Raw genomic sequence first — 25,485 nt, 5'->3', positions numbered from 1 at the left:
AAGTAGTTTGTTTTTTGTGATTTGATGAGTCAAAATTCCAATAAATTTGTAGTTCCCCCCTTGTATCAATTGGGGTTCATTTTGTACAAATTCAGGTTATGCAGGTAATAAATCTTTATAAACCGTTCGACATCATATATGCGGAGGAGGAGGTATGCCCGATGGGACAACACCGGAATAATTTCTTTGAGCTGGTATATATTTTAAAGGGTACAGGCACTTTACACAACAATCAGCATATATATGACTATGCAGAAGAAAATTTTTTCCTGATGATGCCGCAGAACACCGTGCATACCAGGGTGAGTACGCGGACGGCTTTTGTATTCATCCGGTTTAACGGGATCTACCTGGAGGCGCAACGTGCCGGTAATCCCCATAGTAACCTGGGCGACTGGGCCCGGAAACTGGAGTATATTTTCCATAATAATCACCATTTCCCGGGTTGTATCCTGCAAAATAAAGATGATAAACCTGTGGTAAGAGCGCTGATGAATGCCCTCATACTGGAATATTCCAGGGAGCAGTCCATGCGCAATGAAGTGGTGCAGCAGCTGGTGAACACCATTATCACTATAGTAGCGCGCAACGTATCCCTGATGCGGCCGGAGCCGGCGGCGGGGAATAGCGAGGTGTCTAACGAAATTATCAGTTATATACACCAGAACATCTACTATCCGGAGCTGTTAAAGGCAGAGAAACTGGCGGCGAAATTTAATATCTCCCAAAACTATATCGGGGAATATATTAAAAAACTCACCGGCAATACCATACAGCGGTATATCACGAATTATAAGCTGAAGCTGGTGGAAACCCGGTTGCAATACAGCGATATGCGGATGAGTGAAATTGTGGAAGAATTGGGCTTTACTGATGAAAGCCACCTGAACAAAACCTTTAAGAAGTATAACGGGATCAACCCTACGGAATACCGGAAAAAGATGTGGGCAGAGAGGAATTATCAGCCGGGAATGAGTGGCTGATAATTCCGCGACCAACTACATGGTCATCAACACCGCTACGTAGTGACAGATAGCCGCCACCAATACCAGCAGGTGCCAGATGGCATGGGTATATTTGTATTTATCCCAGATATAAAAAATAACCCCTATCGTGTATAACCCGCCACCAATGGCCAGCATGATCATCACCGGCAGGGGCAGGGTGTCGAAAAAGCGTCGCCCGCCGGCTACCATAATCCAGCCCATGGCGAGGTAAATAATGGTAGATACAATATCGTATTTCCCCGTAAACCATATTTTAAAGAACACGCCTATCAGCGTAAGGCTCCAGAGTACCGACAGGAGGGTAATACCAAAGGAGTTGTTCATATACACCAGTAGAAACGGGGTATACGTGCCGGCAATCAAAAAATAAATGCTGATATGGTCGAATACGAGGAACAGCTTTTTAATGGCCGTTTCCTGCGACAAATGATAGATGGTGGAATTGGTAAATAATAAAATAAAACAGAAGGTATAAATACAGGCGCCCACAATACCGGGCGTGTTGCCATGTGTAGCGGCTATCCCGGCGAGCATAGGTAGTGCGCTTACCCCGAAAATGATGCCCAGCCCATGTATGAGCCCATTTACTACTTCCTGGTGACGGCTATATCCGTTTGCGTTCTTACTGACTGGCATGGTGACTATTTTTTCTATTGAAGCCTTTTATTGTGCTATATCTACAAAAGTAGGACAATAATCACCCGGGGCTGATCGAGTTTATCTATTTCGTTATAAACAACTTCAGTATTATAAAGAGAGATGGGAGAAGAACGGTGCTATCAGCAGCGCCGCTCTTCTCCCATCTCTCCCTAAAAAATAAAACTATCAGTAAATAGGTTTTATCCCTTTCGATTTCCAATAGTCGATAATCGGCGTGTAAGGCCCGAACTTATGTTGGGCAATAGAAAACGTGTCTGCAAAAGGGCCATGGTCGTAGTCGATAGCTTTTTCAGCGATATGCGGATAGTCGAAGCTCTTCGGGTTAGGCCGCGGATGAATAGCATCGTTGTTCACGAAGGCGGCAATGTCCAGCGCATCGGCATCGGAGAGGAACGGCTTGCCCGGCATAGCTTTATCGAAAGGCATGTTGTTTTTCAGCCATTCCGCCTGCTTGATCACCCGATGCATACTGGAACCAGGCTGATAGGAATTGTTGCCCCAGAGCGGCGGGTATACATACGTGCTCTTATCTGCATTCCATTGCCCTTCTCCATTGGGGCCATGACAGCGGGAACAGTTGGCCTGGTATAGTACCTGCCCGTGTTCCGGACTGGCGGCGGTGGTGGGAAAGCTCACCGCCAAATTTTTAGCTCCTTTAAAATGCGTACCCTTGGGCACAAAGCTGTTGATCCATTTGAGGTAAGCCAGGAATGCCACCATTTCTTTGCTGTCCAGCGGCAATGGCTTGCCATTGTGCGGGCGGGTGAGGCAGTTGTTGACCCGCTCCGCCAGCGTTAACACTTTACCTTCCCTGCCCCTGTATTGTGGGTAGTTTTCATGCGAAGCCATCAGGTTAAAGGAAAACGCCTTGGTGCCCGCATCCTGGTGGCAGTTGGTACAGTTGAGTTTATTGCCGGCAAATTTCCCGGCGCTTCCATCCGGCCCAATATATTGCGCGGTATTCACCATCAGCTCCCGGCCGTAACGCACGGCATCTCCAAACTGATCATGAGGAATCAGGCTGGTATCAGCGCTGTAATATTTTTCCGCGTCGGCGATCGCCGGTACTGCTTTTTTACTCTCTGCAGATGAGCCACAGGAAGCTATCATAGCATATCCGCCCACGGCTATCAAACTCATCACTATTAAGTTTCTCATGTGTTGTCTTTTTAGGTAGATGTTAATGCGGGTATCCTGGCTGTGCTACAAACGGCGCCACATCTTCTGCCGGGATAAAGGAGGCCCGGTACGACGACATGCCCTTTCTCAACAGCCATAAAAACCGGCCACTCTTATCGGTCAGTATCACGGTATTGCGCTTGGTAGCGCATTGTAACAGCGTGCTGTCGTTAACCAGGTAGCTGCTGCCCATTCGCTCGTTGTAGTTTTCCGGCGGCAATTTTGTATCGAGCGTCAGCTGCGCCTGTCGTTTGTCTTCATCCAGTTTAAATGCCAGTGTACGGGATATTTTTTTGCTGACGCCATTGTCAAAAAACATCAGGTCGCCCTGTTTGTTGATGTGAATGGCGTGGGCCTGATCAAACAGTGCGGAATCGGGCAGTGGGAAGTCACCGTTTTTGCCGAATGTCCAGAGGCGTTTGCCGGTGCGGGCATCTATTTTCCAGATCTGCCCATTGTTATAGAAAGAAACCAGGTAGTTACCGTCTGTGTCAAATGCAATGCAGTTGGCGTGCATCCAATCTTTTTTTTCTTTGGAGATATTTTTATCGTCCAAAGGATTCAGTGCGTCAAATACCGTCCATTTCCATACCTGTTTGCCCTGCCGGTCCAGCACCAGGATGCCGTCGCCTTTCACGGTGTCTTTTTCCAGTCCTCCTCTGCTGCGCAGGTCTACAATTCTTTCTTCCACGCAGAGGGTCACCAGTTGATTTTTTGGATTTAATAGTATTTCGTGGTGGATGGTTTGTTTAAAGTCGCCTTGCCCTTTTTTCAGGTTCAGCAGCGTGTCGCCGGCGAGCGATACTTCCAGCAGCTGGTCGCCATAGCTGGTTTCATAACCAGGGCCGCCCAGCAGGGCCAGGAAGGTATGCTGATCGGTGAAACGGGCTACCTTAAAGCCGGTGCCGCTTACCTGGTGATACCATACGATCGCTCCTCTGGCATTCAGCAGGAACAGCACACCCGGGTCTTCACGGCGGGATACCATCACATATCCTTTCCGGAAGGCAGCCGGCAGTACCGAACTATCGGGACAAATAACGCTGAACATATCTTTCATCCATACCGGGAAATCGTTGGTGGTAAAGGAATATACCTTGCTGGGATAAAGTGCTTTACCATGGCCGGTCAGAATACGGTATTCATATGCTTGTACCGGTTGGAGATTGGTGAGTACAATGGTATGTCGAAGCTGGTGGATCGACAATGGCGCTGTGCTGCGCTGTTGCTCCTTTCCTTTGGGCCAATACTCCACGGTGGCATCTACCGTGTCGGTACATTGCACCGTCACTTTTACCTTCAGGGCATTTTGTCCCCGGGGATCGAGGTGGATCTCGGTGATATCATTACCGCCACTGCTACAACCAGGCAGGCACCATAAAAACGCTGCTGCCATTGATACCAATGGCAGCATGCGTTGTATTATATTCCATCTCATCATCATGTCTAATGTTGAAGCATTAAAGTTAGTGACGGCGGTCGCTATTATTTAAACTTTTATTTAAGTCTACCTGTGCCTGTGGATAAGGGAAGTATTTATCTCTCGGCAGGGTAATGGAACCTGTTTTTCCTACGGCAGTCAGGTAGGTATTTACTACACTTTCATATTTGCCCATGCGGATGAGATCTTGTCTGCGTTTGCATTCGAAGAAAAATTCCCAGCCACGTTCCTGCAGGATGGCATCGCGGAGCGATTGTTTGTTGAACAAAGCGGCGCTACCCAGGCCGGTAGCATGGGAGCGGCTTTTTACCCGGTTAATGAGGCCAATGGCTTCATCGGTAGGACCACTCAACTCATTGAGCGCTTCGGCGCGGCAAAGCAGGATATCGGCATAACGGAGAATCGGGAATACGTGACCATCGTAGTAGGTGGTAGAACCTTTAGGATCGGCAAATTTCATGGTAGCCACATCCGGCATGTAGTAGAAGCCGGCAGGCGGATTGGTTTGCCCGGCAGGCGCCTGCATGTAATGGAGTCCGTCGGTACCAACGTAATCGTAATAGAACATTTGTTTACGGTCATCGTTGGCGGCAAAAGTATTCCAGAAGTACCAGGTGAGGGCAAAGTACTGCCATCTGTCGGTTACTACCGGGTTGTTGATAGGACCAAAGTGGTTCATGATTTCTACGGCGTCGTTCAGCGGGTCGGCCAGTGCGCTGAAAATACTTTCCTGGCACCATTTGTTTTTTTCTGCAAACAAACCGGCGTAGGAAGGATACAGGTCATAGCCCAGCTTCATGATTTCGGTGGTAAGATCGAGGGCTTTCTGCCATTCGTGTTCGCGCATATACAGTTTGCACAGCAACGACATGGCGGCGCCTTTGGTAGCACGGCCCACATCATTGGTAGTATAAATGTCGCTGTTCAGGTAGTTGACAGGCAGGGTTTGCGCAGCATATTCCAGGTCGCTGATGATCAGCTTATTGATGTCTGCTACCGGTGTAGTGGGCGTGGGAGCATCATAAGTTGGATTTTTCAGGTTCTGTGCTACGGTTTCTTCTGTTACGAGGATCACCGGGCCAAAGGCATCGGTCAGGTCCACATAACCTAATGCCCGCAGGAATCTCAGTTCTGCCGTAAATTGATTTTTCTGTGCATCCGTGATGCTGGTCATCTTCGGAATATAATACAGGGAGGTGTTGGCATCCGTCACCAGTTTATACTGGTGCTGCCAGGCAAAAGCAAGGTAAGTGTTGGCGGGTGCCCAAAGGCAATCCGACATCAGTCCTACGTCGCCGCCGGAGCTGGCGTGTCCTACATCGGTGGTCAGGTCGGAGATGGTTACCTGGAAGCCGGCGTAATACATCCAGGCATCGGAGCGGCCGCTGGGCTGCTTCAGCCGGGAGTAAACACCGTTCACGGCTGCCTTGGCATCACTTAGCGTCAGGAAGGCGTTGGCATCGGTCAGAGAACTATATACTTTGGGTTCCACCAGTTTTTTACAGGAACTCGTTCCTAATAATAGTGCGGTGAAGGCGATATATGCGTATTTCATTTGTTCCGGAATTTACAGGTTAAAAATTCAGTTTAAGGCCCGCGGTAAACGTGCGATAAGCAGGGAAGGCGGTGTAATCCAATCCGGAAGAAAGGTTGGCGTTGGCCCCACTGCTATTCAGGTTGGTATTTACCTCGGGATCTGATCCTGTATATTTAGTAATCGTAAATAAATTTTGTACGGACCCGTATACTTTCACGCTTCTCAGGCTTTTCAGGAAAGTTTTAGCTACGGGAAGATTATAGCCCAGTGTGATCATTTTACAACGCAGGTAAGAAGCATTTTCCACGAAGCGGGAGTTGATCATGCCGCCATAAGGAATGGCATATCCATCCCGGGGGATGTCGGTATTTTCGTTGCTGGTTGTCCACCGGTTCAGCGCAGCTTTACCAGGGCCAGATTCCAGCACCAGGGCGGTAGCGTTGTAAAGGCTGTAATCCAATGCGCCCTGCAGGAAGATGTTCAGCTCAAAATTTTTCCAGGTAAAGTTGTTATTGATACCATAGATGTAATGAGGGTTGGCATGGCCCAGGTAAGTACGGTCGTTGGCATCAATGATACCATCTGGTTTGCCATTGGGACCGCTGATGTCTTTATACTTGGGATCGCCCGGTTTGGAATTAGGCTGTGCGGTATGTGCTTCGCCGGTTTTGATAACGCCGTCATATACATAGCCGTAGAAAGTACTGAGCTCCTGTCCCTTTTCCAGTTTGGTGAAATCGGTAGCGCGACCGCCATACAGGTTGGCTGTTTGCGTAATGATATAAGGACGGCCAGCAAGATCAAGTACGGTTTGTTTGTTATAAGCGATATTGAGGGTAGTGTTCCAGGTAAATGATTTACCCGTAACGTTTTCCGTGTTAATAGACAATTCAATACCTCTATTGCTAATGCCGCCGGCATTCACTGTTTGAGTGCTGAAACCATTCCAGTCGCCGATAGGGATATCAAAGATCAGGCTATTGGTTTTCTTCCGGTAGTAATCAATAGTGGCCATAACACGGTTGTTGAAGAAGCCCATGTCTACCCCTGCATCGAATTGGGAGGTGCTTTCCCAGTGCAGGTTGGGATTCGACAGACGGGTTACCACTGTGCCGCCATAGCTGTCGCTGCCTGTACCCAGTGATACGTTGGTAGGACCAAAGAGGTACATGTAGATAAAGTCAGGAATCCGGTCATTACCGGTTACACCATAGCCGCCTCTGAATTTCAGGCTGGAAAATATATTCAGGTTTTTGATGAATTCTTCTTCACCCGCTCTCCAGGCGATAGAGCCGGAAGGGTAGTTACCGAAGCGGCGGTTGCCTCCGAATTTGGAGGAGCCATCACGACGGAACGTAAAGGTGAGCAGGTATTTATCTTTCAGTGAGTAGTTTAAACGACCATAGGCAGAAGCCATTTTAGAAGGTAGGTCAGAACTGCTGCTGGCCAGGCGCTCGGTACCGCCGTCAAGGTTGTGATACAGGAAAGCATCTGTGCTGAATTTCTGTACCTGTGAATAGTGACGGGAATACATGTCGGATTGGTAAGATACCCCTGCCACCATGTTCACGGAATGGATAGTATTGAAAACCTTTTTATAAGTGAAATAGGCTTCCACCAGGTTACGGGTGGTAGCTACATCATTTACGCTGGCTTTACCGCCTACTTTTTCACCATCTACGAGGTCGCGGGGCAGGTAGGTGCCTTCTTTCGTGGTAGCGTATTCTGTTCCGCCGTTTACACGGAAGTTGAAGCCATTGAGGATCTGGTAGTCGGCGTACGCGTTGATATTGACTTTATTTTCGTAACGGTCGTTGGTAGGGGCCAGCAGCCAGGCCAGCGGGTTGTCGCGGCCTTTGAACCGGGCAAAGGTACCATTGTCGTTATACACCGGGATGGCCGGAGAAGCGGTGAGTACGCCATACATTACGTTAGATGGAACGATGTTACCATCATAAGTTTTGAAGTTGGTATAGGCATGTGAAGCGTAAACGCTGGCGCCGGTTTTGAAGCGAGGCGTAAATTGACGGTCGTAGTTTAACCGCACAGAATACCTTTCAAAAGCGGTATTTTTCAGGGCGCCATCTTGTCTGAAATAGCTGCCGGATAAAGATACCCGGTCTTCGGCAGCGCCGCCGCTTACGCTGAGGTTATGGCTCTGTACCATACCAGGGCGGGTAGCCAGCTGAAACCAGTCATTATTGCGACCACTGGCCAGGTCGGCAGCGGTGTAAAAAGCGGGCTGTCCTTTTTCTATGGCTTTAGCATTGGTGACCTGCATATTTTCCAGGCCATTCATTTTGTCGTATTCTTTTACGATGCGTTGCGTACCGTAGTAGCCATCGTATTGAATAGCGGGCTTGCCGGTTTTACCTCTTTTGGTGGTGATCATCACTACGCCATTGGCGCCACGGGAACCGTAGATGGCGGTGGAAGATGCATCTTTGAGGATTTGTATGTCGTCAATATCGTTCGGGTTGATGTCCTTTCCGGTTTCGGAAGGGAAACCGTCAACGATATAGAGCGGTTCGTTGGTAGATTTGATGGAGTTGCCACCACGGATACGAACGATGGTTTGTCCGCCTGGCGCGGCATTCGACTGACTTACCTGTACGCCGGCTGCCCGCCCCTGTATGGCTTGTGCCGCATTGGAAGTAACGCCGCCATTGTTCATCTGGTCGCTGCTGATGGAGCTGATAGAACCGGTGAGGTCTCTCTTTTTGGTAGTACCATATCCCACCACCACTACGTCGGTGAGGTTGGCTACATCTTCTTCCAGCGATACTTTCAGGGTGCTGTTTTTACCATCTATTTTCATCGACCAGGGTTTGTAGCCCATCACGCTCACTTCCAGGGTTTCTCCGGGATTGACGTTGATAGTAAAGCTACCATCTGGTTTTGATACGGTACCCTGTCGTGTACCTTTTACGGTGATGGTGGCGCCTGGGAGTGGCTGACCTTTGGCGTTGGTAACCACTCCGTGGATCTCCACCGGGGGAGCCGGTGTGCTGGCTGGTTGCGTCGTGGCAGCCTTGGTTTTAACGATAATCGCACCCCCTTCAATCGTGTAGGTGAGTGGCTGGTTGCGCATGATGATATTCAGCGCTTCGCTAACCGGCATATTGTTGACTACAATATTGGCTTTGCCGCTTTTTTCCAGCAGGGCTTCATCTGCCAGGATGTTTAAGCCCGTTTGTTTGTTGATTTCACGGAATACTTCTTTGGCAGATGCATTTTTAAAAGAAAGGCTTACCAGTTGCTGTTGCTGCGACGAAGCCGCATTGGCCTGCATACCGGTAGCGAAGCAAAGCAGGGAGACCAGTCCCCTGAGCTTTAGATGTTTGGTTGAACGCCGGTGGCTATCACACCGCGTACCCGCAATAGTGGATTGCATACTCTACTGAGTTTTGATTTAGATAAATGGTTTGGTTGAGCGTTACAGTATTATATTCTATCTATGTTTTATGCTGGCACTCACCCTGACTATTGGTTGATATAATTGTTCACCTATATCCTGTTCCTTAATTTTCCCCGATTAGTTTCCCTCGATGATGAGCTTTCTACCGTCGATGCGGTAGGCAATATCATTGGCATTCAGCATTTTTAATACGTTTGGTAAGGTGCTCTTGCGACTGATCATGCCGAAGAATTTTCTTGGTTTTACGTTGCCTTCGTATACCACGTCAACATCGTACCAATGTGAAAATTGTCTTAATACGGTGGCCAGATCTGCGTTCTCGAACTTAAAGTAGCCTTCTTTCCAGGCCATTATCTCGTCGGTGTTTACACCGGTAATTTTCTTTATTTGTCCATCTCCGCTTACCTGCGATTGTTCACCTGGGGCGAGCCGCAGGCTGCTCCTGCCGCTATTGATATTTACGGCGCCTTCCAGCAGGGTGGTATTCATGGTGGTTTCGTCGGTATAGGCGTTGATATTGAAATGGGTGCCCAGCACTTCTACCGTCATCTGTTTTACCTGTATGCGGAAAGGCTTATGTGCATCTGTTGCAATTTCAAAGTAGGCTTCCCCGGTTAGCTCCACTTTGCGCTCGTTGCCGGCAAAGGCGGCCGGGAAGCGAAGGGACGAGCCGGCGTTGAGCCATATCTTACTCCCATCGGCCAATACCAGGGGATAAGTTTCCCGGGGAGCGGTGGTGAGCGTATTATAAAGCAATGCGGCCTGACCGCTGTTGGTTTGTTCGTAGATGAGTTGTCCGTTCTGATTGCGAATGGTACTATTGCCTTGTGCCAGCTGCGCCATACCTGCTTTGTCCAGTTCCACCTTTTGCCCGTTGGCCAGCGTAAGCACGGTTTTACGTTGTTCGGCCACTGGAGCGGCAGCTATTGGTTTTTTAGCAGATGATGTGGCGCTTTGATGTCTTAAAACGTAGCCGGCGGGTAAGGCCATTGCGGCCAGTAAAGCGGCAGCGGCCGACCAGCGTAGCCAGGCGCCCGGTTTACGGGAGCGCTGGATCGGTACCACCGGGGCGCCCTGTATATGTTTTAAAAGCCCCTCCCTGACCCTGTTGATGGGCTGAGAAGACATCCCCTCTTCTCCTGGCTGTACCTGCCGGAATGCGGCCTGTAATTCCTCCAGCAATACCCGGTTGGAAGCGTCGTTCCGCAGGTATTCCATCAGCTCAATGGCTTCCTGTGGACTACAGGTGCGCTGTTGCCAGCGTTGCAATAATTGTTGGTACCGGTCAGGTGATTTGGATGTCGGCATATCTATACTATCCTAAAACCGACAGGTAGGGTGGGTGTGTCCGGAAAAATATTTTTCAGGGCCTGGGGATGTCTTTTAACAGGGCGGCTGTCAGCAGGAGCGGGAGTATGCCATCGGCATTGGAATAAACAAAGAAACGGATGCTTTTCATGGCCAGCATCATGTGTTCTTTTACGGTATTGCGGGAAATGCCCAGTTCACGGGCCACTTCTTCGTAGCTTTTCAGCTCTTCCCGGCATAGCCGGAATACCTTCTGGCGCTGGGGTGGGAGCCGGTCAATGGCGGTATGCAATAAGGTTTCATATTGCTTCCATTGCAGCAGTGTATCGGCATCGGTAGTTTGCTGGTACAGGTCCTGCATCACGCGGAGGCGCAGGGCTTCGTCGGCTGTTATTTTCTTCAGTAATTTAAAAACATGATTACGGGTAATCCGGTACAGGTACCCGCTGAAAGACAACTCTGGTTTAATCCGCTCACGGATCTCCCAGATTTTTATAAACACGTCCTGCAGCACATCTTCCGCTAAAGCTGGTGTGTTGATAAAATGAAGGATGTAGGTATAAAGTGAGGGGGAATATTGATTGTATAATGTTATAAAAGCGTCTGCATCCCCTCCCTGCAGTTTCCCCAACAGAACAGCTTCGTCATTACCCACTGTTATCACGATTTGACAACAAAATACACATTTTAGCACTAAAAAGCCCCGGATTTTTTTGGTGGGTACCAGCAAAATCCAGGGCAAAAGGTAAATGGTGTTGACGATTATTTCAGGTTCAGGTCCCGGACACCGGCTACTTCGGTGGACACTTCCCCTAACCAGCCGGCTTCTTTGCGGATACCACTGTGTACCCTGATAAAATCGATACCACTCAGTTTCACGGGTTTTCCGGTATTATCTACCGCCCAATCCAGTTTTATCTGGGCATTTACATCGGTATTTGCCTGGTTATCCACGTATCCATACGGGAACGCCGGTAATACCCAGTAAGGAGACGCCGGATTAGAAGAGGTATTCCTGATCTGATCGTCGGGTAACCTGGTACCGGTAAATACGATGCTGTTGCCTTTCCACTGGGGATAGTAAGACTGGGTATGATATGGGTTTTTAACCAGGTAGCCGGATTTACCCTGGTTATCTTCCCAGCGGATGTACTGAACATCCGAGGAATATGGATCATTAGGATCGGTTACCGGCGTTTTGTTTTCGTCAGGTTTATAATAGGTGATCTGGTAGTTTTTAATCGTTTTGGGATTATTGTATTCGGAACCGGCAATTTCATACCACGGATCATCCGGTAAGCCGTTGCCATTGGCATCGGCAGCCACCATGATCACACCTGGCTCGGCGTTGTTGGCAAATGCATTGCCCAATACCAGGAAAGAGCTTTTACCTGGCTTGTTTACGATGGTATGGTCGAAGCCCATTATCACGTAGCCGCCAAATCCGCCCAAAGAAATCATGTTCTCTTTGTTGAGTTTTGCGAGAGCAGCATCGGCCATGTCTTTATCGGTTTGACCGGCTTTCCATTCGGGCAATGTGTTGATGAACTGTCCGGGCGCCGGGAAGTATTCAAATACCTTGGTCACCGCATTGGTATACGGCGCGGCAGGAGCGGCCAGTTGTACCACAATATTTTTTTGACTACTGTCAGTAGCCGTTTTTACAGAAAATTTCAGGGAGATGTTACCGGTGGTATCAAAGGCATACATCAGGTCTTTGGTAACAGCCAGCGTATCCTTGCCCATTGTCCAGAGGTAGCTGGCATTATCAGCCTTATCTACCTGGGGAGTGATTTTTACCCATTTCAGTTGGGTAGCTGGTACTACATCGGCAGTCGTGATCACGATCTGGCTACCTGGCGCCTGTACGTCGTTCTTGTCTTTGGAGCAACTGCCGGCGGCCAATGCGGCTGTCAGCGCGAAGAGTAAATGTTTTCTTTTCATATCTGTGTTTAGGTAATTGTTGAAGTAAACGGATGATTAGCGGGTGGATACAAAGGCCATATGTGCCGGTATTTCGCCGGTGGCTACCGACCATTTCTTTTTACCCCCGGGACTAAAGCAGTAAAGCGTACCGGATGATACATAGTCGCGCGCATCGGTCACAAAAATTTCCCGGGTTTCCGGATTTACGGCTATGCCATACGGCATCTTGATTTCTTTTTCGGTACCATCGGTGATGAAGTTGGTGTTGAGCAGCATGCCTGTTTTTACATTCAGCATATTGTAGCTGATGGTCCACTTAGCGGTATTGTAATTGAAGGCAGAACCGTAGAGGTAAGCCGTGTCGCCCATGATGCAGAAATTACTGGTGGCGATATCATACGTTGTTTTTACCTGGTCTGTTTTGGTATCGATCATAAACAGCCTGGAAGGAACGTTGTAATAATCTCCCCTGGAGCTCACGTAGATATTACCCGTATTGTCTGCCTTCAGCCGGTCGAGATTAATCGCTACATCAATCTTTTTGATTTCCTTAAACGTATTCAAATCAATCACCGACACGGTGTGGTCGTAATTGGGAACCCGGTATCCGCCTGAATTGGCTACATACAATTTATTGCCCACTACCGCCATCTCCTCCGGTTGATAGCCCACTATTACTTTGCGGGTAATTTCCAGCGTGGCGGTATCCACTTCTGCTACGAAGCCAATGGGCGCATTGGGATCTACCAGTACAGGACCTGCATAGGAGCTAATATAGGCTTTACCGTTAGCAAAGGTGATGTAGCGGCAGTTGAGTACATCAATTGACTTGATGCGCACGGCAGTAGCGGCATTCATTACTTCTACCTTGTTAGACACATTGATCACCGCATACACCTTGCTGCCATATACCTGTATATCATTGCCTACATCACCCAGTTCTTTTACGGCGGTGGGGTTGGCCGTAGCGTAAATATTTTTGTTATAAATGCCGGTGGTGAAATCGAAATAATCCAAAGATGCTTTGTTGCTGCCCATGTTACCTTCGTTGAGCAGGTACATCCCCGTAACAGTGGCGTTGGGAGTGGGAGGTGTTACCGGTGTAACGACCGGCGGTACAATGGTGGCATCCTTCCTGCAACTGGCCAGTAGCAGGGCAGTAACAGCCAACCCTATATGAACGGTGAATAATAATTTTTTCATGCTGTATGATTAGATATTTACTGTTAAAATGAACCGGTAATTTCTTCCTGGCATAGGATAGCTCTGCACTACTTCAAAATATTGATTGGCCAGGTTATTGACCTGGGCAGTGATCCTGAAGCGGGTGTGTTTATAATTGAATTGTTTACCGAGAGAAATATCACTGGTATACCAGGGCTGTACGTAATTTTCCGGTATATTTTCTTTGCCGTTATATCTTTCTCCTGTGTAGATGAAGCTATAGTTGGCCTGCCAGCTTTTGTAGTCGGCGCCCAGTATCGCCGACCCGCTGTGGCGTGGAATATACACGATCTGGTGGCCATAAAACCGGTCGGACGGATTGGTGAAATCCTGCGCCCGCTGAAAGGTGTACGTCAGTTTCGTTTGCAGTTGAAGGACTTGTTTTATTTGCCAGGCCGCTTTCGCCTTTACATCGAGACCTTTTATTTTCACTTTGCCCAGGTTCTGCATGGTCCAGATGACCTGGTTTTGGCCGGGAACGGCCACAATTTTATCTGTTACATCGTTGTAGTAAGCATCTGCTTCCAGGCCTGCCAGTACGAGGTTTCGGTTAGTAAAGGTTTTATTCCAGGTAATGCCCACATCGTACTGGGTAGCAAATTCCGGTTTCAGGATCTTGCTGCCGATTTCGGTATAAAAGAGATCGTTAAAAGTCGGCAGGCGGAAGATATTTTTATAAAAGGCACGTAGCCGGAAGTCTGCCACGGAAAAGGGCTGCCAGGAAACAATCACCGTCGGGGTATACTTTTGCTGATAGGCGAGGGCCGTGTTTTTTTTCACATCTTCCGAAACAAAAGTACCAAGTATACTGGCCTGTGCGCTCCACCGGTTAAAGGTGATAGCCGTTGCTGCTGCTATAAGCGTAGTATACCGCGTAGGGAACGTGAAGTTCTTCAAATCGGCGTCCATCCGGCTCCATTGGAAATCACCGGAGGCAGAGAGGTTCCACCAGCTGGTCAGTGCATATTGGTTGGCCATGGATATATAGGTCTCGTAGGTCCGGTAATGATTGTCTACATATAAGCGGGCGGTATCAGGCGCCAGGTAGCGGGAATAATCGTATGCATATTTACCATTCAGCAGCAGGCTATAACGTTTGCTGATGTCTTTGCGGAAGGACGATTGTACGAAGATGCTCTGATCCCATTGACGGTCTACGTGCCCGAATACATTATTTACCACAAAGCCCGGCAGTCCTCTTTCTGACTGGTAGTAGTATACTTTTGCGCTCCATTCGCCTTCATTCATTACGCCGTTAAAGCCGCCTTCAGCACGTACAGCATTGATATCGCCATTTTTTCGGTAAGCACTGGTGTCGTAGGCAATGTTGCCTTGTTTATCACGTACGGTATACCTGAATTTATACCTGCCGGTAGCATTTACCCATTCGGTGCTGAAGGATGCGGATACTTTGTCGTTGATTTTTTGTTGCCAGAGCAGTGAAGGGTTGAACAGCCCGAAGGAACCGGTTTTGAGGGTACCTCTGGCGTGTGTTTTTTCTCCGGCTGCAAAGCGGGGTTTCAGGGAGGTCATGTAAATACCGCCAGCGGTGCTAAAGTCGCGGGCAGGTTGGAAAATATTGCTTTTTTGCCCGTTGTACAGGGCAATTTCTTCCATGTTATCCAATGAAAACCGGCCCAGGTCTACCTGTCCGTTCTGGGCGTTGCCAATGGCGATACCGTCGTAAAATACGCCGGTATGGTTGCTGCCCATGCTACGGATGTCCACGGTTTTGAGGCCGCCTATGCCGCCGTAGTCTTTTATTTGTACGCCGGCAAAGAAGCGGATGGCATCCGCTACGGAGTGGCTGCTCAGCCGCTCCAGGTCTTTGGCCTGCAGCTTTTGCCCGGGACTGATTTCTTTAGTGGTTCTGGGCGCAGTAACCGATACCTCCTGTAAGTGTTTGGTATGGCTGCTATCGGCTTGTTGCGCCACTGCAAGTTGCGCACAACCCAGCAGCACAGCCAGGCAGCCGGACTGTTTGCATCGTTTAACGAAAAGCGTCATTTCTACTGTTAATATTTCATCAACAGCTTTCGTTCATAAAAAAAATAACCAGGAAGTCGATCGTAGACGGGCGTAAACCCGCTGCCAGCAACTATTCCCAAGCTTCATTCCACGAAAGCTTAAAAACCAGGTAGTATGGCAGGTATTCTGACTTATCTCTGCTTCGGGCAACCTTCCCATCTTTACTCAGTAGAGACAGTGGTTTTTGTAGTAATGCCCTGGCATTGTGTGAGACTTACAGCAGCGGGACTGTCCCGGATTTACACCGGTGTTCCCTTTTAATCACCTATTACCAGGCAGGTAAGAGGTGAACCATATCACTTTTGTGTATCATTCAAGACGGTAAAGACTTTAATCTTATCTCCCGTCCGGATTTTAACAGGGCAAATATAGACTAAAAGTTCCGTGGGGACTAAAAAATGTTCATTTGGCTAGCAGGTGAAAGGCACCTGCAGGATGCGCAAAGGATAAATGGGTTGGTGAAAATACTGGTAGGAATCGGTCAAATGATACTATGAAATCGGTAAAGACTTTACTACCTTCCTTGCAAATTAAATAGTGAATGGCGCCTGAACTCCCGCTCCTTTCCAATGATGATATCTATTTATTAACAGGGCTTGCCCAGGGCGATGCTATGGTGTTTCGCCTGATCTATCAGGCATATGAACGGCGTATATATAACATCGCTTTTTATTATACGGATTCGGAAGAAGATGCAGAAGATATTGTACAGGACGTGTTTACCTCCCTCTGGTTGCGGCGTGAAAAAATTGAATTAAAAGGCTCTCTTGAAAACTATATTACCCGTTGTGCTAAATACACTGCCTTTTTTTATCTCAAAATGAGGCAAAAGAAAAAACAAGCTACCGAACATGCTGCCATTCCGCAGGCATTAGACGGACCGGAGGAGCATGTACGTTATAAAGATATGCAGGCATACCTTCATCATCTCCTGGAATCCCTTTCGCATAAAACACGGGAGATTTTTTACCTGAGCCGCTATTGTGGCCTTACCTATGCAGACATTGCCAGTAGGATGGAGATATCCGTGAAAACAGTGGAGTACCACGTGTCCCTGGCCCTTAGAAAAATAGCTTCCCAAAAAATTTAACTTTTTTTTCAAATTCGTTTAGGGTGTAGTGGGTGTTTTTTACACTTATATAATAGACGGTCAATTTTAAGCGTAATGCTATGGCGCCCATAGATAAGGCATTATTAGAAAAATATTTCAACGGAGCATGTAGTCCGGAAGAGGAAAGCCTGGTATACCGGTGGTTGGATGAGAACGACCTGGACGAATATCCCGACGTGCATGGCAAAAGGAAGCAGGAACGGAAGTTGAGAGAAGGGTGGAAGCAATTGGCCAGGCTTGACGAAGGACTCAGTGCGGTGCCTTCTCCCGGAAGTAGCGATACTTCCCGTGGAAGGTGGTGGCTGGCTGCTGCTATGTTGTTCCTATTGCTGGGAGGAAGTCTTGTTTACTTTAACTATTTCCACGGTTATGAAAAAGAATATACCACTTCATTTGGTGAGGTTAGGAGTATTCGCCTGGAAGATGGCACTACTGTAACACTCAATGCCTGTTCCGTGCTAAAGGTGGGGCGTAACTTTGGTGAGAAGCATCGTGATGTGGAGCTTCGCGGGGAAGCCTGTTTTGACGTACGATCCCAGCCTGGAAAGGCTTTTACGGTGCATACCGGGAAGTTATCCGTTACCGCGTTAGGAACTGCCTTTAACGTAGCCGCCTTTGGCAATGATCCACAGATAATAGTTTCCCTGACAAATGGTAAAGTATTGGTAGAGAAAGATGACGCAAAAGGAGTTGTGCTGACACCGGGGGAAGAGGTGGTATATACCAGGAAAGCAGACCATTTCGAAAAAGGGGTATTTAATTCCAGGGAGCGCTTAGCCTGGAGGCAGCGGATAATTTATTTTGATAACGCAGGTATTGACGAAGTGCTTGCCAAACTGGAAAGGTTTTACGGTGTACATTTTGATATCAGCCAATTGAAGTCGCGGCAATGGCGGCTCACCGGGGAGTATAGCAATCCAACGCTTCCCGAAGTACTGGAAAGCCTTTCGTTTAACTATGATTTAAAATACAGGATTGAAGCGGGAAAAGTAACCCTATCTGAATTTTAAATACTGATACATATGGAATAACTGCATCTAGCAAAAAGCCGGTAATCGGAGAGGACTACCGGCTGGTTAGTGTAAAAATACGTTACTGTGCGGAAGTGGAGCTCCGTGCACAGGACACGTTTGCTTAAACAAAAACACGTTAAAGTTATGAAAAAAAAACTACCTAAGGTATTACTGGTCTGCGCCAGGTGTTTGATCATTTATTTCCTGGCAGAACTAGTAGCATTCAACACTTCGTCGGGAAAAAATGTAAATGCCCAAACCAATAGCATCATTACAGCAGACCTTCGAAACATTTCAGTAAGAAAACTATTTTCCATTATCAATCAAAAAACTGCTATCACTTTTGTATTCGATGCCCGTAGTATCAATCTTGATACAGTTGTACGGATAAACAGCCATCATTTAGCAGTAGACAATATACTGGACAGTTTATCTGAAAAGTTAAACTGGTCTTTCAAGCAGTTGGGAAATACTATTACCGTGAAGACCAATATGCCAAAAGGTGCCTTGCAAAGTAACTTTCAACAGGCTCCGGGTGCTTTAAGAAACCCGGCCCAGCCCCAGGAGAAGGCTGTAACTGCAGATACCTTCCTCGTTTCAGGAAATGTAAGAGATACCCTTGGAACGCCACTGGTAGGTGTTACTGTACAGGTAAAAGGGGCACCTGGCGGAGCGGTTACCGATAAGAACGGGCATTATGCCATTAAAGCGGAACCGGATGCCACCCTGGTATTTTCTTATATAGGATTTGACCGGCGGGAAACTGTCCTTGGAGGGAAACCATTCCTGGATGTGATATTGAGCAGTACCTTAAGCGGACTGAATGAAATCGTGGTAGTTGGGTACGGAACAGAGAAAAAAGCCACGCTTGCAGGTGCTGTTGCCACTGTTTCAGGGAAAGAGATAAAAGATCTGCCCGTCGCAAATCTTTCCAACGCATTAGCGGGAAGGCTTCCGGGAGTGCGCATTACGCAATCCGGTGGTAAGCCTGGCATGGCATCTTCTGTTAGTATCCGTGCTGCCGGCACCTGGAATAATACTGATCCCCTTTACGTCATTGACGGGGTGGTGCGCGATAAGTTTGCTTTTGATGCACTGGATCCAAGTGAAGTAGATAACATCTCCATATTGAAGGACGGAGCTTCCGCAGCCGTATACGGTTCCCGCGCCGCTAATGGTGTTGTGCTGGTAACAACCAGGGTGGGTAGAGAAGGGAAAGCGACCATTTCGTATAATGGTTCAATTGGCGTGGAAAAGCCGATACACATTCCTGAAACCCAGAATGCATATCACCAGGCCATTACGATCAACGATGCGCTGCGTATCGATAATGTGCCCACCAGTGATGCCAGGTATTATTCGCCTGACGAGTTGGATTACTTCAAAACACATAACTGGAACTGGATTGAGGATGCCTGGAAAAACCCCGTAACAACCCGGCATTCATTGTCTGTAAGCGGCGGCTCACCCAAAATCCGCTACTTCATGAATGGCACTTATTTTTATGCAACAGGATCTTTCAATAAGCTGGATTTTCGCAAAAATACTTTAAGAGCGAATGTAGATGCTGATATTACCAGCAATCTTACCGCCTCTTTAAATGTAAGTATGGATGTCAGGAATGATCAGAAACCATTTTGGATGTATGACAATGATGGAGATAACATGCAAGACCTGTACAAGGCTTTTCTGTTCAGAACCCAGACTGTACCCCCGTATATCAATGGCAGGTTGAATGGTACTTATGTTGAATGGTCCCCGGTGGCTATAACAAACGGCCAAACCGGTTATAACAAGAAGAAGTTTGTTGATTATAACACTATTGCCACCCTACGTTACAAGGCGCCATTTCTTCCCGGGCTTGAACTTAAACTCATGTTCAATAAGTATTCCAGGAACAATTTCGTGAAGCAGTTTAGTTTGCCGTATGAATTATCTGTATTTAAACGCAGAGGGGAACATAATCATATTGTAACAGATGAATTAGAGAGTGTAAAGGTGCGCGACGACGGAGAATTCCTTTATGAATCTTACGATAACCAGGAAGCTTACCAGCTGGATGGATACATTTCCTATCATCGCTCCTTTGGCGCCCATAAGCTGAGCGCATTATTGGTGTATGAGCAGGCAGAAAGCAAGGGAGATAATTTTAACGCGAAACGTAATAATTTTATTTCACCTTCCATAGACCAGCTGTTTGCAGGTAGCGCCGCCAGTCAGTTTGCCAATGGGAGTGGATGGGAGGATGGGCGTGCTTCCTATATAGGCAGATTGAATTATAACTATGCTGACAAGTATATCCTGGAAGGTGCCTTCAGATATGATGGCTCTGTAAAGTTTGCGCCCTCACAACGATGGGGCTTTTTTCCGTCTTTGTCTGCGGTGTGGCGGATTTCAGAAGAACCCTTCTTCAGGAATAATATAAGTTTTGTCAACGACCTTAAGCTGAGAAGCACGATCGCTTTGATAGGTAATGACGCCATCGGCGGCTGGCAATGGATGCAACGCTATAATATTGCGAATGGTGCTGTTTTGGGCAGTATAACCAGCGGCATCGCTCCGGGTTCGTTGTCGAACCCCAATATTACCTGGGAAAAATCTGTCTCCTGGAATGGCGGACTGGACGCCTACGTGCTGAATAATAAATTAAGTTTTTCAGCAGATATATTCCGTACACATACTTATGACATTCTCGGGGCCCGGCAGAAAAGTGTTCCATCGACTTTCGGGGCAACACTGCCGGCGGAAAATTATGGTGTTATCAACTCAAAGGGCTTTGAACTATCAGTAAAATACAATGGCGTTGTAAACAAAAATTTCGGTTACTATGTATCCGGCAACGTCGGATATGCTACCAATGAAGTAAAGGTACAGGATCAACCAGTGAATCAACGCGCTTATAAATCTGTTCTCGGGTATAACATGGACCGTATCTGGGGGTATGAGGCTACCGGGATTATCCGTACACAGGCGGATCTTGATGCTTTACCTGCCGGGTACACCATTTTTGGGCAGAAACCAGAGTTAGGCATGCTTAATTACCGCGATACCCGCGGAGCGGTAGATGATAAGCCGGATGGAAAAATAGACGAAAATGATGCACAATACATTGCAAGTCACAACACTCCTCCTGTCAATTATGGTATAGCTATGGGATGTACCTGGAAAGGACTGAGCCTGGACCTCGTTTTCCAGGGACTGGCAGGTTATAAAACAATGATAGATGTGCGCTATGTACAGGCCAGAACAGAAGAAACGAATTTTGCCTACTGGAATGATCACTGGACGCCGGAAAACCCTAATGCTGCATTTCCCCGCGCCGGAAGGAATACTGCCGACGACGCGTCGACATTCTGGCTGCGGAACGGCTCCTTTTTACGGTTAAAGAATGTGAACCTGTCGTATGAGTTGCCCAGGTTGTTAGTTAAAAGAAGCGGCCTCGCTGCCGTGCGGCTGTTCTTTACAGGCACCAACTTGCTGTTGCTGGAAGATCACGTGAAGGTGAGGGATCCGGAAGCCGCGAGCATGCGCTCTTATCCTTTGATGAAGAACTACACTTTTGGCCTGAACATTACTTTATAACGTGAAAAGAAAATATTTATGAAATTCAGATATACTACCATATATGCCTTGTTTTTTCTTTGTTGCTTCACGCATTGTACCAAGGCAATACTCGACAAAAAAGATCTCGGTGCTGTTAACGAGTCTGATGTCTGGAAGGACAATAAACTGGCTACTGCCTATGTAAACAAATTATATGACGATAACCTCCCCGGTTGGAACACTTCCGATGCCGCTACTTCTGATGAAGCGCCTGGAGGGGACGCTATTATGTACGGTCAGCTTACGATTAACTCGTTCGACTTATGGTCTTATAGTAATATCAGGAACATTAATATCCTTTTGAAGAACATCGATGGTGGGACGCTTCCTGCTGCAACAAAAGACCTGTTAAAAGGACAGGCATTCTTTTTAAGAGCATGGGACTACTTTGGCATGGTGCGGCTATATGGAGGTGTGCCGCTGATACTGGAGCCACAAAAGATCACAGATAACCTGGAAGTACCGAGAGACAAAACATCTGCCTGTGTTGCACAGATGGTGGCCGACCTGGACAACGCGGCCAAACTTTTACCAGCCTCGTGGACTGGCGATGACCTGGGCAGGGTTACTAAAGGAGCTGCCCTGGCGCTGAAAGGAAGGATACTGCTATATTATGCAAGCCCCCAGTTCAATCCCGCCAACGATGCCGTGAGATGGCAAAATGCCTATGCTGCCAATAAGATGGCAAGGGAAGTACTGGAGGCGGCAGGAGCAGGGTTGTATGATAAGTTTGCCAATATCTGGTTTGATGAAATGAATAAGGAAGTGGTTTTTGTAAACCGCTATGCATACCCCGATAAGGTGAATGACTGGAATGCTGCTACGCGCCCGCTGAGTGAAGCGCAGAATGCCACCGGCGCCAATCATCCCACACTGGAAATGGTGAATGCTTTCCCTATGAAAGACGGCCGGCCTATCACCGATCCCGCGGCAGGCTATGATCCTGTACACTATTGGAAAAACAGGGATCCCCGTTTTGCAGCAACGATCGCTTACAATGGTTGTCCCTGGGAGCTGAGTGGGAAAGCGGGACGAAGACAATGGAACTACGTAGGGGCAGAAACACAGTTCCTTTCTGAAACCGGCTTTTATTGCAAGAAAGCAGTAGATGTAAGTTATTCCAGGTTCTTTACCTACAACAGCAGTACGGATTGGGTGGAAATACGTTTCGCAGAAGTGCTGATGAACCTCGCGGAATGTGCCAACGAAACGGGTAACACCAGTGAGGCCTATGAAATACTCAAGCTGATCAGGAAACGCGCCGGCATTGAAGCCGGTGGCGATAACCTATACGGCATGAAACCCGGTATGAACACTGATGCTATGCGCGATGCTATCAGGCTGGAAAGAAAAATAGAGTTTGCGTATGAAGGAAAACGTTACTGGGACCTGCGCAGATGGAAGCTGTTTGAAAAAGAACTCAATGGTAAAGTAAGACATGGCCTTGTGATTACATTACTGATACCACAGAATGAATTCAGCAAAATACAAGATACGGTTAATCTTGACCAGAACTACAGCCAGTATTTTAAGGATTCGCTGGTAGCCGTAGATAAGGTTTTTAAGGTTGATTTTAAAAGCAATTATTATTTTTATCCCATCAACACCACGCACCTGGAGTTGAATGGTAATCTCAAACAGACAAACGGATGGGATGGAGGTGCATTTGATCCCTTGCAATAATTTTTATGAAGACAAAATTGCTTTTTTTTCTGATCTGCATTTTTATCGGATCATTAGCGCGGGCGCAGCGGGTACCTTTAAAATGGGAACAGGTGGCGCCAGGTATCTGGAAAGCTACTGTAGGACAGCCGGATAAGGTAGACCTGTTGGGAACAGCAGGCGGAAGACCCCGGAAAGAGGCGTTGCAAAAGCTGGGCGAACAGCCATTCCCGCTTCCTTTGCCGGATTGTAATGCGGAAGTAAAGGAGGGAAAGGTTTACCTGCGTTTTCCCTTACAGGCAGAAGAACAGCTGTTTGGCCTGGGGCTGCAATTTAAAACGGTTAACCGCCGGGGACAAGTACTGGACCTGCACATGGACCACTACGGCGGCAGCGATAATGGCCGTTCCCATGCCCCGGTTCCTTTTTATATTTCCAGCAAGGGATATGGTGTGTTGGTAAATAGTGCCCGTTATATCACGGTGTATGCGGGAACAGCCGTGCGGGTGAACAGTGAGCATCCTCCGAAGGTTTACGACCGGAACACAGAAGCTGACTGGAGTGCGCAGCCCTATTCCGACGCGGTGGAAATGTTGGTGCCAACAACCGGTACAGAGGTATATGTTTTTGCCGGTAATACCCCGATGGAAGTAGTGCAACGTTATAACCTGCTCAATGGTGGAGGTGTGCTGCCTCCCAAATGGGGACTCGGTTTTACACATCGTATGCCTACGTTGTCTACTGCAGACCAGGTGGAAGCAGAAGCGGACGCATTCAAACAACATGGCTTTCCGCTGGATTTTATCGGGCTGGAGCCAGGTTGGCAAACAAAAGCCTATCCCTGCACCTTTGAGTGGGATAAAACAAGATTCCCCGATCCGGCAGGTTTTGTAAAAGATATGAAGGCAAAAGGTATTCGTCTCAATTTATGGTTGAATCCTTACCTGTCACCAGCTTCATCGCTATATGAAGTGGCGAAGCCATTATCAGGTTCTCATACAGTATGGAACGGGCTGGTACCGGATTTTACTTTGCAGCCCGCGCAGGAGCTGTATAAGCAGCTTTTCAAAAAGCAGCATGTTGATATAGGCGTTTCCGGTTACAAAATTGATGAAGTAGATGGATTTGATAACTGGCTATGGCCGGATGTAGCTACTTTCCCGTCCGGAACAAGTGCTGAACAAATGCGCCAATTGTTTGGGGTAATGATGCAGCGCGCCACCGCAGAATGGTTCAAAGAGAATGGGGTGCGTACCTACGGATTGGTACGTGCTTCCAATGCTGGCGCGTCTTCGCTGCCGTATGTGATCTATAATGATTATTACAACCATCGTGATTTCATCACAGCGTTGTGCAACAGTAGTTTTATTGGCGTGCTCTGGACGCCGGAGGTAAGGGCATCCAAAACAGCGGAGGAATGGTTGCGGCGTATGCAGTCGGCTTGCTTTTCCCCGATGGCCATGCTCAATGCCTGGGCAGATGGTACCAAACCATGGAGTTTCCCGGAAGTGGAAAAACAGGTGAAGGATGTGGCATTACTGCGCATGCAGTTATTCCCCTATCTCTATACCGTTTTCTCTCAATACTACCTGGAAGGTAAACCGCCGGTTAGAGCCATGAACCTGGTGGAGGGCTTCTCGTTTAATCATCAGTCGGAGAAAGCAGCACTGGATGGAACAGAAAATCCCTACCAGGTAGCCCTGCGGGAAGATGTAAAAGATCAGTTTATGCTGGGAGATAACCTCCTGGTAGCACCGATGTTTGCTGGCCAAACCGAAAGAAAGGTGATACTGCCGCAAGGCAAATGGTACGACTTTTACACCGGCGAATATGTTGGAAACGGCAGTATCATTGTAGCTAAGCCAGGCCTGGATAAAATACCCCTGTATGTAAAAGACGGCGGCATTATCCCCATGATACCACCGGTAACACATACCCCGGCGCCCGGCGAGCAGCTTCCGCTGGAAATCCGCCACTATGGAGAGGCGGAAAGTGCATCAGTACTGTATGACGATGACGGGGAATCTTATGACTACCAGCAAGGGAAATATATGCAGTACCAGCTTTCCGCTAAAAAGAATAAGCAGGGAAAATGGCAGGAAAAGGTAGTGATAGAAAACAAGCAGGGAGTAAAGCAGGCATATAAGGATATTAAATGGCGGTTCATGCCTTCGGCTGATAGTAAATAAGCATTTCCTGCAAGGGAATAATCCTTTCGTTCATTCTAATAAATAAGGAAAAGAGGGTGTCTCAAAAGTAATTTTGAGGCACCCTCTTTAATTTTGAGAAAAAAGGGCTGATTTATCCAGATAATCTGGTTGAAAAAAAGACTTTCAAGTGTTGGTCAGGGTAGTTAAATTTGGGTATG

16 protein-coding genes and 1 riboswitch are annotated in these 25,485 nt (G+C 47.7%); of the genes, 6 read left to right on the top strand and 10 right to left on the bottom strand.

Going from position 1 to position 25,485, the window contains the following annotated elements:
* The first annotated feature begins 98 nt into the window (after positions 1-98).
* The gene (locus tag HGH91_RS13910) at positions 99-983 is read left to right on the top strand and encodes an AraC family transcriptional regulator (RefSeq protein WP_168739105.1); all 885 of its coding nucleotides are present in this window, start codon (positions 99-101) and stop codon (positions 981-983) included.
* A gap of 15 nt (positions 984-998) precedes the next feature.
* Here the strand turns inward: HGH91_RS13910 and trhA are convergent, their stop codons facing one another.
* The 10 genes from trhA to HGH91_RS13860 all read right to left on the bottom strand — a co-directional run bounded on the left by trhA (position 999) and on the right by HGH91_RS13860 (position 15,707).
* The gene (trhA, locus tag HGH91_RS13905) at positions 999-1,643 is read right to left on the bottom strand and encodes a PAQR family membrane homeostasis protein TrhA (RefSeq protein WP_168739102.1); all 645 of its coding nucleotides are present in this window, start codon (positions 1,641-1,643) and stop codon (positions 999-1,001) included.
* A 189-nt stretch (positions 1,644-1,832) separates the two neighbouring features.
* A complete protein-coding gene (locus HGH91_RS13900) occupies positions 1,833-2,825 on the bottom strand; it encodes a c-type cytochrome (RefSeq protein ID WP_168739101.1) in 993 nt (330 codons plus the stop codon).
* A 22-nt stretch (positions 2,826-2,847) separates the two neighbouring features.
* Positions 2,848-4,284, bottom strand: a complete 1,437-nt coding sequence (locus HGH91_RS13895) for an aryl-sulfate sulfotransferase (RefSeq protein ID WP_168739099.1) — start codon at positions 4,282-4,284, stop codon at positions 2,848-2,850.
* A gap of 28 nt (positions 4,285-4,312) precedes the next feature.
* The gene (locus tag HGH91_RS13890; RefSeq protein ID WP_168739097.1) at positions 4,313-5,842 is read right to left on the bottom strand and encodes a RagB/SusD family nutrient uptake outer membrane protein; all 1,530 of its coding nucleotides are present in this window, start codon (positions 5,840-5,842) and stop codon (positions 4,313-4,315) included.
* 19 nt (positions 5,843-5,861) lie between these two features.
* Positions 5,862-9,218 (bottom strand): TonB-dependent receptor, encoded by a 3,357-nt coding sequence (locus HGH91_RS13885; protein WP_168739095.1) that lies wholly within the window; start codon positions 9,216-9,218, stop codon positions 5,862-5,864.
* 141 nt (positions 9,219-9,359) lie between these two features.
* Complete coding sequence (locus HGH91_RS13880) at positions 9,360-10,550, bottom strand: FecR family protein (RefSeq protein ID WP_168739093.1); 1,191 nt, start codon at positions 10,548-10,550, stop codon at positions 9,360-9,362.
* A 55-nt stretch (positions 10,551-10,605) separates the two neighbouring features.
* The gene (locus HGH91_RS13875; protein WP_168739091.1) at positions 10,606-11,205 is read right to left on the bottom strand and encodes an RNA polymerase sigma factor; all 600 of its coding nucleotides are present in this window, start codon (positions 11,203-11,205) and stop codon (positions 10,606-10,608) included.
* A 107-nt stretch (positions 11,206-11,312) separates the two neighbouring features.
* Positions 11,313-12,494 carry a cell surface protein gene (locus HGH91_RS13870; RefSeq protein WP_168739089.1) on the bottom strand — a complete coding sequence of 394 codons (1,182 nt, stop codon included), beginning with the start codon at positions 12,492-12,494 and terminating at the stop codon, positions 11,313-11,315.
* A 36-nt stretch (positions 12,495-12,530) separates the two neighbouring features.
* On the bottom strand, positions 12,531-13,679 hold the full coding sequence (locus HGH91_RS13865; RefSeq protein WP_168739087.1) for a YncE family protein: 1,149 nt from the start codon (positions 13,677-13,679) through the stop codon (positions 12,531-12,533).
* A 9-nt stretch (positions 13,680-13,688) separates the two neighbouring features.
* The gene (locus tag HGH91_RS13860) at positions 13,689-15,707 is read right to left on the bottom strand and encodes a TonB-dependent receptor plug domain-containing protein (RefSeq protein WP_168739085.1); all 2,019 of its coding nucleotides are present in this window, start codon (positions 15,705-15,707) and stop codon (positions 13,689-13,691) included.
* 119 nt (positions 15,708-15,826) lie between these two features.
* Positions 15,827-16,039: riboswitch (cobalamin riboswitch) on the bottom strand.
* 230 nt (positions 16,040-16,269) lie between these two features.
* Here HGH91_RS13860 and HGH91_RS13855 point away from each other — a divergent pair.
* From HGH91_RS13855 to HGH91_RS13835, 5 genes are all read left to right on the top strand, one after another.
* Complete coding sequence (locus HGH91_RS13855) at positions 16,270-16,818, top strand: RNA polymerase sigma-70 factor (RefSeq protein WP_168739084.1); 549 nt, start codon at positions 16,270-16,272, stop codon at positions 16,816-16,818.
* Between the two features lie 80 nt (positions 16,819-16,898).
* A complete protein-coding gene (locus tag HGH91_RS13850; protein WP_168739082.1) occupies positions 16,899-17,849 on the top strand; it encodes a FecR family protein in 951 nt (316 codons plus the stop codon).
* A 147-nt stretch (positions 17,850-17,996) separates the two neighbouring features.
* A complete protein-coding gene (locus HGH91_RS13845) occupies positions 17,997-21,434 on the top strand; it encodes a SusC/RagA family TonB-linked outer membrane protein (RefSeq protein ID WP_168739080.1) in 3,438 nt (1,145 codons plus the stop codon).
* Positions 21,435-21,452: 18 nt separating this feature from the next.
* Positions 21,453-23,138, top strand: a complete 1,686-nt coding sequence (locus HGH91_RS13840) for a RagB/SusD family nutrient uptake outer membrane protein (protein ID WP_168739078.1) — start codon at positions 21,453-21,455, stop codon at positions 23,136-23,138.
* A 5-nt stretch (positions 23,139-23,143) separates the two neighbouring features.
* Positions 23,144-25,306: a TIM-barrel domain-containing protein gene (locus HGH91_RS13835; RefSeq protein WP_168739076.1), complete on the top strand. Its 2,163-nt coding sequence runs from the start codon at positions 23,144-23,146 to the stop codon at positions 25,304-25,306.
* Positions 25,307-25,485: the final 179 nt, after the last annotated feature.

It is taken from the genome of Chitinophaga eiseniae, from assembly GCF_012641265.1.
GTDB classification, from domain to species: domain Bacteria; phylum Bacteroidota; class Bacteroidia; order Chitinophagales; family Chitinophagaceae; genus Chitinophaga; species Chitinophaga eiseniae_A.
This window is presented reverse-complemented; position numbering and strand designations above follow the sequence as displayed.